Annotated in this window: 8 protein-coding genes; 5 read left to right on the top strand and 3 right to left on the bottom strand. The window is 27.1% G+C overall.

Annotated features, from left to right (window positions below; genetic code table 11):
* Window positions 1–219 precede the first annotated feature (219 nt).
* From LQE93_RS16255 to LQE93_RS16245, 3 genes are all read left to right on the top strand, one after another.
* Window positions 220–1,266 carry an IS1595-like element ISCpe8 family transposase gene (locus tag LQE93_RS16255; protein WP_231074514.1) on the top strand — a complete coding sequence of 349 codons (1,047 nt, stop codon included), beginning with the start codon at window positions 220–222 and terminating at the stop codon, window positions 1,264–1,266.
* A 228-nt stretch (window positions 1,267–1,494) separates the two neighbouring features.
* Window positions 1,495–2,340, top strand: coding sequence for a tyrosine-type recombinase/integrase (locus LQE93_RS16250; RefSeq protein WP_231074512.1), 846 nt, complete (start codon window positions 1,495–1,497; stop codon window positions 2,338–2,340).
* Complete coding sequence (locus tag LQE93_RS16245; protein WP_231074510.1) at window positions 2,337–3,491, top strand: IS91 family transposase; 1,155 nt, start codon at window positions 2,337–2,339, stop codon at window positions 3,489–3,491. Before LQE93_RS16250 ends, LQE93_RS16245 begins: the two co-directional genes overlap by 4 nt.
* Before the next feature lie 385 nt (window positions 3,492–3,876).
* Here the strand turns inward: LQE93_RS16245 and LQE93_RS16240 are convergent, their stop codons facing one another.
* The 3 genes from LQE93_RS16240 to LQE93_RS16230 are packed head-to-tail and all read right to left on the bottom strand — an operon-like array spanning window position 3,877 to window position 7,842.
* Window positions 3,877–5,265: a sensor histidine kinase gene (locus LQE93_RS16240; protein WP_231074508.1), complete on the bottom strand. Its 1,389-nt coding sequence runs from the start codon at window positions 5,263–5,265 to the stop codon at window positions 3,877–3,879.
* 5 nt (window positions 5,266–5,270) lie between these two features.
* Window positions 5,271–5,960, bottom strand: a complete 690-nt coding sequence (locus LQE93_RS16235; protein ID WP_231074506.1) for a response regulator transcription factor — start codon at window positions 5,958–5,960, stop codon at window positions 5,271–5,273.
* A gap of 34 nt (window positions 5,961–5,994) precedes the next feature.
* Window positions 5,995–7,842 carry an urease accessory protein UreH domain-containing protein gene (locus tag LQE93_RS16230; protein WP_231074504.1) on the bottom strand — a complete coding sequence of 616 codons (1,848 nt, stop codon included), beginning with the start codon at window positions 7,840–7,842 and terminating at the stop codon, window positions 5,995–5,997.
* 632 nt (window positions 7,843–8,474) lie between these two features.
* On the opposite strand from LQE93_RS16230, the gene LQE93_RS16225 reads away from it, so the two are divergent.
* Both LQE93_RS16225 and LQE93_RS16220 read left to right on the top strand, forming a co-directional pair.
* Window positions 8,475–9,074, top strand: a complete 600-nt coding sequence (locus LQE93_RS16225; protein WP_231074503.1) for a zinc ribbon domain-containing protein — start codon at window positions 8,475–8,477, stop codon at window positions 9,072–9,074.
* A 146-nt stretch (window positions 9,075–9,220) separates the two neighbouring features.
* Entirely contained in the window at window positions 9,221–9,379 is a 159-nt protein-coding gene (locus LQE93_RS16220) for a hypothetical protein (protein ID WP_231074501.1), read from the top strand.
* Window positions 9,380–9,692 lie beyond the last annotated feature (313 nt).

Raw genomic sequence — 9,692 nt, 5'->3', positions numbered from 1 at the left:
TTGAAGCTAAAAAGGAAGTTCAAAAGGAAGCTATAAAAATAGTTATACAAGTACTTATACTGTTTTTAGTTGGAATTTCGGTATTATATTGGATTTTAACAGATTTTATATTAAACATAGGCTATGTTAGCTAACTTTGTGATTAATTATACCTAAAATAGGCTATAATACAGGTGTAAACTATATTTCAACTGATTTGCAGAAAGGATACCTAATATTATGCCAAAAGTAGATATAAAAGCTATGATAAAAGATTTAAAAAAGAATGAACTTACAGAGTTAATTTCAGTAGCACAAGAAGTATTAAGTACTTTATTTAATTCCTCTGAAATTAGAGATAATGTTAAAGAAAGCAGATTTTCTAAAGGATACGAATGCCCAAAATGTCAATGTAAAGATGTAAATAAAAATGGGAAATCTAACGGAAGACAAAGATATATATGTAAATGTTGTCGTACAAGTTTTGATGAGTTTACTATGTCTCCATTCTCTAATACAAAATTAAGCTTAGATAAATGGCTAAAATACTGCGAATTAATGATATTAGGACTTTCTATAAGAAAATGTGCTAAAGAAGTTAGAGTGGGTGTTAAAACGTCTTTTTACATGCGTCATAGGATACTTGATGTAATAAATCTATCATTAAAAAATGATAAAGTTGAAGGTATAGTTGAAGTAGATGAATGCTTTATCAAGGAGTCTTTTAAAGGGAATCATTCTAAAAGTACTACATTTGTAATGCCTAGAAACCCTAGAAAAAGAGGTAAAGGTAAAAATGATAAGAAGAAAAGAGGAATATCAAAAGAGCAGATTTGTATAGAGACAGCAATTGATAGAAAAGGAAATATCCTTATGGGTGCTGTTTGTAATGGTAGAATTACAACAAATCAAATAGTTAATTTCTTTGACAATAAAATATGTGAAGATGCTACTTTTTGTGTAGATTCACATAAATCATATATGGGAATAAAGGATAAATTGAACATAGAATTAAAGCAAGTTCCTAGAGGGAAATCAATGATAGATAGTGTTTATCATTTACAGCATATAAATGCTCTTCACAGTAGCTTTAAGAGATGGTTAATGACTTTTAATGGTGTATCTACAAAATATATCAATAATTATTTGGCTTGGTTTAAATTTCTACAACTAAGTAAGAAGAATAAAAAGAATGACCGAATTAAAGATATGCTAGTGAATGTAGCTACTAAGGATACTTACGTAACTAGAGCCACTATTAGAAATAGATTCATTGAGTTAACCTAAAATAAGGAACTTTAATTCAAATTAATGAAACTATTTTACAATTGGAAAATAATTAAATGTTTGTATAATATAATTAAGTTCGCAATTGTATTATAGAACTAAATCGCTAAAAGCGACGGCTGGGTTTTGTGATTAACAAAAAGTTTATGTGGAAAAAATAAGAAGTGAAGTTTCTTTCTCAAGGAAGCTTCACTTCTCACATTTTACACACCTTTAAGGAGTGATAAAATGTATCAAAAAATAGACAAAATGGTTAAAGATTTAGAACTTCGTGGACGAAGTAGGCTAACCATAAAAAATATGGTATATATGCTGAAATGTTATTCTAAATTCTATAACCAGCCACCTGAATTACTAGGTGAACAACATATTATCAACTATTTAGATTATTGCATAAATGAGAAAAAATTATGCAAGGCTAGTGTAAATAGTATAAATTCAGCATTAAAATTTTTTTATGTTATTACTTTAGAGAGAGATTGGAATAACATGAGAATTCCTAGAATGAGATGCCGAAGAAATTTACCATCATATTTAACTAAGGAAGAAGTCAAACTTATTATTGATAATGCTACTTATTTAAAACATAAAGCAATTCTATCAACTATATATTCCGCTGGCTTACGCGTAAGCGAAGTAATAAACTTAAGATTATCTGATATTATGAGTAAAGAAATGAAAATTAGGGTTAGGGCTGGAAAAGGAAGTAAGGAAAGGTATACTTTATTATCACAGAAGAACTTGGAATTATTAAGAGAATACTGGAGTAAATTCGGTCATAAAAATTATGATTCAGAAGAGTTTTTGTTTATATCTAGGATGACTGGGGAACCATTAACTGCTCGGGGAGTTCAATGTGCAATGTTAACTGCTGTTAATAAGGCAGGTATAACTAAAAAGGCTACGCCACACACTCTAAGACATTCTTTTGCAACACATTTAATGAATGATGGTGTAGATTTGGTTGTTATACAAGCATTATTAGGACATTCTAATTTAAAAACAACATCTATATATCTTCATGTTAAGGATTATACTGTATTAAACGTAGTTAGCCCCTTTGATAAGCTATGAGTTCATTACAAGAAGTAATGTCAGTACATGGAGAAGATTATATCAGAAGCAAAAGATTACCTGCTAATATAATAAGAGCTATATCTTCTATTCAATATTGTAAAACAGCTTCGCTTGGCGGACATATTTATGAATGTGATGAGTGTGGAGAAACTACAATAGCCTATAACTCATGTAGAAATAGACATTGCCCTAAATGCCAAACTTATGCTAAAGAATTATGGATTTATGAAAGAAGCAAGTCTTTACTACCAACTCATTATTTTCATATGGTATTTACAGTTCCAGAGCAATTAAATTCATTAATACTTTTTAATCAAAAGGAATTATATTCAATATTATTTAGTTCTGTATCCGAGACTTTGCTAGAACTAGCAAAGGATAAAAAATACTTAAATGCAGATATAGGATTTACAACAGTATTACACACATGGGGGCAGAACCTACTGAATCATCCACATATACATTGTATAGTTCCAGGTGGTGGATTAAGTTTAGATAAAAGTAAATGGATAAAATCTAAACAAAAGTTTTTTATTCCCGTTAAAGTGTTATCGAGAAAATTTAGAGGTAAATTTCTATATTATTTAAATAAGCTTTATATAGATAATAAATTAGTATTTCCTGAAAGTATTAGTGCTTTAAGTTCTAGAAATATCTTTAATGAGTTTAAAGATTCATTATATAAAAAAGAATGGATTGTTTACAGTAAAGCTCCTTTCAAAAGTGCAGCATATGTTGTTCAATATCTTGGTAGATATACACATAGAGTTGCTATCTCAGATAATAGAATAATTAAGGTTGATAATAAAAATGTAGTATTCAAATGGAGAGATTATAAGGATAAAAATAAAGAAAAAATAATGACTTTAAAAGCTGATGAATTTATCAGAAGGTTTACTATGCATATCTTACCTGATAGATTTGTTAAGATTAGACACTATGGAATATTAGGAAACAGAAATAAGAAATTAAAGTTTAAGCGATGTCTTGAGATATTTAGGGTAAAACCTAGAGATGACGAAAAACTATCGTCAGCGGAGCTATTCTTTAAATTAACAGGAATTAAAATAGGAATGTGTAAAATTTGTGAGAAGGGAAATTTAATAGAAAAAGGAGTTTTAATGCCTCGAAGCTATTCACCGCCTTAAATAAGGCAAAATTAAATATTAGCTTGATAATGGGGAGGGGGAAAGTGTATCCTTAAATAAGGAAATATATGTAATAAAGTTAGGTTAAAGTATATTTTTAGAACTATAGCTCATTAAATTAGGTTTTTAATTTAATTTTGAAGTTTTTGAATCCCCATACGGGGGCGAATGCTTTTAGCGACTTCGTTCTATATATTGATTGCAATATTGAGGTGCATAAATTAAGTCTAGTTAATATTTAACTTTTAGTTATTAACTTAATTTACGTGCTATTTTTAACTCTCAACATCGCAATCAACCTAACTCATATTACGAACCAAAAGGGTGAGAGCTATGCTCTCATTTTTTTATATAAATAAATGAGTCTGAAAATATAATTATCAATTTATAAAGGTAAAAACACTTTAAAAGAGCTACCCTTTCCCAATTGGCTATTTACTTGTATCTTTCCATTATGTGCTTGAAGTATTGATTTAACAATAGCTAGACCAATTCCGGCTCCGCCTGTTTTTCTATTTCTTGATTTATCTGCACGATAAAATCTCTCGAAAATATATGGAAGCTCATTTTGTGAAATTCCTATTCCCGTGTCTATAATTTCGCATACAGCATATTCAGATTCTTTATACAGTTTAATTGTTATTTTATCTTCTTTATTAGTGTATTTGATTGCATTAGATAATATATTGGTAATAACTTGATATATTCTATCTTGATCTGCTTCAATAATAAGTTTTTCACCAATTAATTCAAATTTGATTTTTTTTTCTTTTATCTTATATTCAAAATTATATGAAACTTTTTTTAGTAACTCAAACATATCAAATGGAACTTTTTGTAATTTATAACATCCATTTTCCACATTTGCAAGTTTTTCTAAATCTTTTACTAAAGTAGTAATTCTATTTAACTCTTCATAACAACTTTCCAGTCGCTTATTACTTGGCTCCCATAGCCCAGTTATCATAGCTTCTAAATGAGTACTTACTGATGTTAATGGTGTTCTTAATTCATGAGCCATATCTGCAGTTAATTGTTTTCTTAAATTTTCTTGATTTTCAATTGAATCTGCCATAAGGTTAATAGAGTTCTGTAATTCAGATAATTCCTTTATTTTAGTATTTTTATCAAATCTATATTCATATTCTCCATTTGCAATATGTTTAGTTACTCCTATCATCTTTGATATAGGTTTGCTAATATTTTTAGATAATATACTTCCGACCCAAATAGCAATTATAAATGAAACAATTCCAATAACTATAAATATATAATTAAGTGATTTTATGAACTCAGAATCATTTTGTGATAAGAAAAATGGACCGTAATATTCTATTTCCATATTTCCTATATTGTTTCCAAATTTAGTTAATTCAAATTTTTCACTTATTATTTTACCATTTGCAACTTGAAAATTATTCTCCATAACTTTGCATATTTCATCCATTATATCTTTACACAATTGCATATTAGCAACTTTGGCATCCCATAATATACTATTATCTTTGTTGTAAATTTTTATAATATATCCTTCATTTAATGATGAAATACCTATATTATTAATATTTTTTTCGTCCCATTTATTTTCTTTTATATTATATTGATCCTGTATTGAATTAACTATTTCTTCAATTTTTCCAAGCTGTTGCTTTTCTTTATATTTAGTAAATTCATTTTTTATAATCAAGTTTGAAAGTATACTAATCAGTAGAACAGTTAGTACAACTATAAATGCTATAGATATGGATAGTTTACTTTTGATACTTTGCTCCAATTAAGTTATTCACCTCCAAACTTATAACCTTTACCGAATACTGTTATTATATATACAGGTGACTTAGGATTATCTTCAATCTTTTGGCGAAGGTTTTTTATATGGGTATCTATAGTACGATTATAACCATCAAAATTACTTCCAAGTGCTATTTGAATAAGTTCTTCTCTAGTAAATACCTTATTGGGGTATTTCATCAAAGACAATAGTATTTTCCATTCTGATTGGGTTAGATTAAGTAATTCATTTTTCTTTTTTATAATATTTGCTTCAACATTTATATATAAATCTCCATTTTGAAATGAGTTGTATAAAGGATTTAATTCTTCTGATGTTCTTCTTAATATAGCCTTTACCCTTGCAACTAATTCCATTAAACTGAATGGCTTTGTTATATAGTCATCAGCCCCAATATCTAGTCCTTGTAAAAGATTTGATTCATCAACTTTTGCAGTTAGCATTATAATTGGAACTCTAGATTTTTCTCTTATTTTCATACAGATTTCTTCTCCGGATATATCAGGTAACATAAGATCTAATATAATTAATGAAATCTCATTGTTATAAAATATTTTTAGTGCTTGTTTTCCATCTTCTGCTTGATAAACTTCGTAGCCTTGTTTTTCCATTAATGAAGTGACAACTTCTAGAATTTTTATTTCATCTTCTACAATTAATATTTTCTTTTTACTCATGATTATATAACTCCTTTGTCTACTTTTAATCTAATTAGTGGCAACTTGCTTGACTATTCACAGATAAATAGTCTTTCTCAGAAATTTTATATTTTTTTACCTCCTCTTTAATTCCATCTAGATTTATATTGTCAATATCTTTGACAACCTTCACATACCCAAAGTAATTGTAATTTTCTTCTGCAAAGGTAAAGTCTTCGCTTGGAATTAGATAAATTTCATTATCTCCCTTGTTCATATCTACTACTTGATTATAAATAGGAAATGCTAGAGATATACTTTTATTATCAGTATTATTTATACTCCACTTAGTTTCCAATCCCTCTTGAATTATTATTACTGCCGGTGTAAATCTACCATTTTCAATATTTATATTAACTACCTGTTCATTTCCTGATACTTTGGCTACTGCAACTTCATCAGTAGATATTTTATAATTCGAATTTATTTTATTAAGTGTATCTAATCCATTTTGTAAGTTTTCTGAAATTTCAGGCTCTTGTCCAGGATTAACTACATATATCTTACTTCTTAACATTCCCATCCAGCATGAATAAGTATAAGTTCCTGCCTCGGTTGGAGTAAATTCTATTATATTATCTCCCATTTCTAAACTTTTTTCTATTTCATATTCTCTTATAATTATTTTATTATTACAACCATTTAAACTACCATTTGAAACTTGTATATTCCACTTTACAGGCTTTCCTACTTCAACAATAATTGGTTCATATGTTCCACCTTTTAACTTTGTAGTTACTACTTGAATATTATCTTGTATTTCAGCCCTAACTCCAGAATCATTTTCTGAACCTTGAGAAAAATTAATTCCTGATAATGCTAAAGCATTATTAAACATGGAAAAACCAAGAACAATAACTAGTATTGCTCCAAACTTCATAATTTTATTAGAGAATTTTTTGCTCATGTAAGAACTTAATGTGCCCAATCCAAACATTAATGGTACTGTTCCTAAGCTGAATAAAAACATGGAAATAGCACCTTTTGTTACACTACCTGTGGAAATAGCATAAATTTGCATTGCTTGCAATGGACCACATGGCATAAATCCATTTAATAACCCTATAAAAAATGGACTATTATTATTTTTAGACTTAAACTTTTTAGCAAATATTTTTGGCATCCTAGGATTTAGTTTTCTAAGCCAAGGGAAAATATTTAACATATTTAATCCCATTATAATCATAAATATACTAGCAATTAACTGAATTAAACTTTGCATCCATCCAGTAAAACTTATTATAGAACCAATTCCTCCTACTATGGCCCCAAAGATAGTGTAAGAAATCACACGGCCTAAGTTATATAAAAAAGCAGGTTTTATTGTTGATAATGTACCTTTATCAATAGTATCATTATAGTTTATACATTGTGATAAATTAATACCTCCACACATTGAAACACAATGAAGTGAAGTAAACAAACCTATGATAAACAACATACTATAACTTGTATTTTCATTTGGCGTTGGAAATACACTGAAAATATTTGAAACTCCAAATTTTTTTAGTAATAATATAACACCTAGTATTATTATTATAATTAGAAAAGTATTATCTTCATCTTTATTTGCGCAGTCAATATCTCTTTTCTTACTTTTTTTATTTTTATTACTTAAATCTTCATTTACTTCGTTACTAAAATCAATAACTTTGTATCCGTTTTCAGAAATAACTCTTATCAAATCATTTATAGATGTCTTATTTTCATTATAATTTATTTTTGCTAAACCTTTGGTATATGAGACTTCAACTTTATTAACCCCATTATTATCTAAAAGTATATCCTCAATAAGATTTTCACAGTTAACACATACCATACCTTCAATTTTAAGTATTACTTCTTTCACATTATCTCTCAAAATATTTTCTCCTTTCTTTTTGAGTGCTTATTCTTAATATAAGGAAAAGTTGTGAAGATTTTATGGAGACAGTTAAAAAATAATTTGGCAAGTTTTTATAACTAATAAGTACATTTATTGATTATCTAATTCTAATTCCATATGATAAATCGTAATATTAATATATTACGAACAATTTATAGTAAGTTATAGAAGCAACCACATCTTAGAATTCAATGTATTGAAAAGTCTAAGGCGTGGTTGTTTTTATGATATAGTTATCATGAAGAAAGTTAATATAGCCTAATTTTAAAAATAATTATGAAGTTATACTATTTTTGTCAAACAAATAATGATATAATTGTAATAAAGCTGTTATTTTTATAAATATATGAACAAATTTACAAAAATAGGGAAAATATTTATAAAATGAGTAGATATTATATTGATAAATTAGGTATTAAACTTTTAAACTAAGAAGATAAAGAATATTAGACAAATAAGAATATCACATAATATTAAAACTCATTAAATTAACATAAGGCTATGTTTTAACACAATATTGAAATTAGATAAATTTTTGAATAGTTCAATTAAAAAACAATTTTACTAAAAGTATAGTATAATTATATAAGCAGAATAAGGAGGATATTATGCAAGGTTTTTATGAATACAAATTATATGGTAATAATGAAGAATTAAAGAAAGCATTAGAGATGGTTGAATTATTATCAACTACAAATAAAGATTTTAAGTATCTTTACGGAGATTGCAGAGGAATAAGTGAAGATTATTTTTCTAAGAAAAAAAGAAAAGTTTTAACTTTTAGTATGGAGGAAAGTGGTAGAATTAACGGTATTCCATTCGAGTTTGATGAAATGATGAGAGAGTTATCAAGAGCATTTGCTCATTTAGAAATTTGGGGTACAGGTTATGGTCTTGATGACTACGGTGTGCAACCAGAATGGACTTCTCCTGCTGGAAGTAATGAATTTAAAGAAGAATATATATCTTATCCAATTCTTGATGACGATATACTTGATGGTATTATAGATGAAGATTGTCGAGCAATAGTAGATGAAAATGGAAATTTGGTTGAAGATACTATAGATATAATGTGTGAAGTATGTGACGAGTATATAGAAGTTAAAATAGACCAAAAACAAATGTTTACTCCAACAGGAGAGCATCGTGGTTATAAAGCAAGATTTGTATGTGATTCATGTGGTGCAGTACATGTTGCAGAGCTATAATTGGATATAATTTATAATTTGAATATAAATAAAAGGAAGTTTAATGCTTTCTTTTTTGCTATGTTTTAAATAAATGTGTTGAATTATTTGAATCTATAAAATTACAACAATATTAAAATAATAATTTTAATAAAGGAGATAAAATTATGATAGAAAATCAAATATCATTAGAAGAGATGAAAGAAGAATTAATACACTACTATGAAAGTGCTGGTTTCAGCAATTTCGAGGAAAAATTATTAAAAGAAAAGACAGATGAAGAAATAATAGAAATGTATAAAGAAATAATAGAAATGTATAAATAAATTAATTTTATATAAAAATACCTAAAGATTCTAATTATCATAACGTAGATTTTATCTACGTTATTTTATTTTTATCAACACTCTTTATAAGTTGATAAATATTATATAATATTATAGTTAAACGTCAATATATTGAAAAGTCTAAGGTATGGTTGTTTTTATGAATATTTGTCACGAAGAGGGCTAACATAGCCTAAACATAAAATTATTTTAAACATCATAAAATGGTGATGGGTTAAGTAAATGATTAGGACATAATAACATTCATAATAGATAAAAAATAAAAAGAATCTGTTAAGCTGATATGAAAAAA

Origin of the sequence: Clostridium sp. NSJ-145, from assembly GCF_021044725.1 — a bacterium.
GTDB classification, from domain to species: Bacteria; Bacillota; Clostridia; order Clostridiales; family Clostridiaceae; genus Clostridium; species Clostridium disporicum_B.
Note: the sequence above shows the minus strand (reverse complement) of the source record. Positions and strands in the feature narration are given on the sequence as shown.

What these genes read in the sequence shown, in the direction of transcription:
- LQE93_RS16235 (WP_231074506.1), bottom strand. Translation starts at nt 5,960, where the DNA reads ATGAGTAAAAAGAAAATATTAATTGTAGAAGATGAAATAAAAATTCTA.
- LQE93_RS16245 (WP_231074510.1), top strand. Translation starts at nt 2,337, where the DNA reads ATGAGTTCATTACAAGAAGTAATGTCAGTACATGGAGAAGATTATATC.
- LQE93_RS16220 (WP_231074501.1), top strand. Translation starts at nt 9,221, where the DNA reads ATGATAGAAAATCAAATATCATTAGAAGAGATGAAAGAAGAATTAATA.
- LQE93_RS16255 (WP_231074514.1), top strand. Translation starts at nt 220, where the DNA reads ATGCCAAAAGTAGATATAAAAGCTATGATAAAAGATTTAAAAAAGAAT.
- LQE93_RS16250 (WP_231074512.1), top strand. Translation starts at nt 1,495, where the DNA reads ATGTATCAAAAAATAGACAAAATGGTTAAAGATTTAGAACTTCGTGGA.
- LQE93_RS16225 (WP_231074503.1), top strand. Translation starts at nt 8,475, where the DNA reads ATGCAAGGTTTTTATGAATACAAATTATATGGTAATAATGAAGAATTA.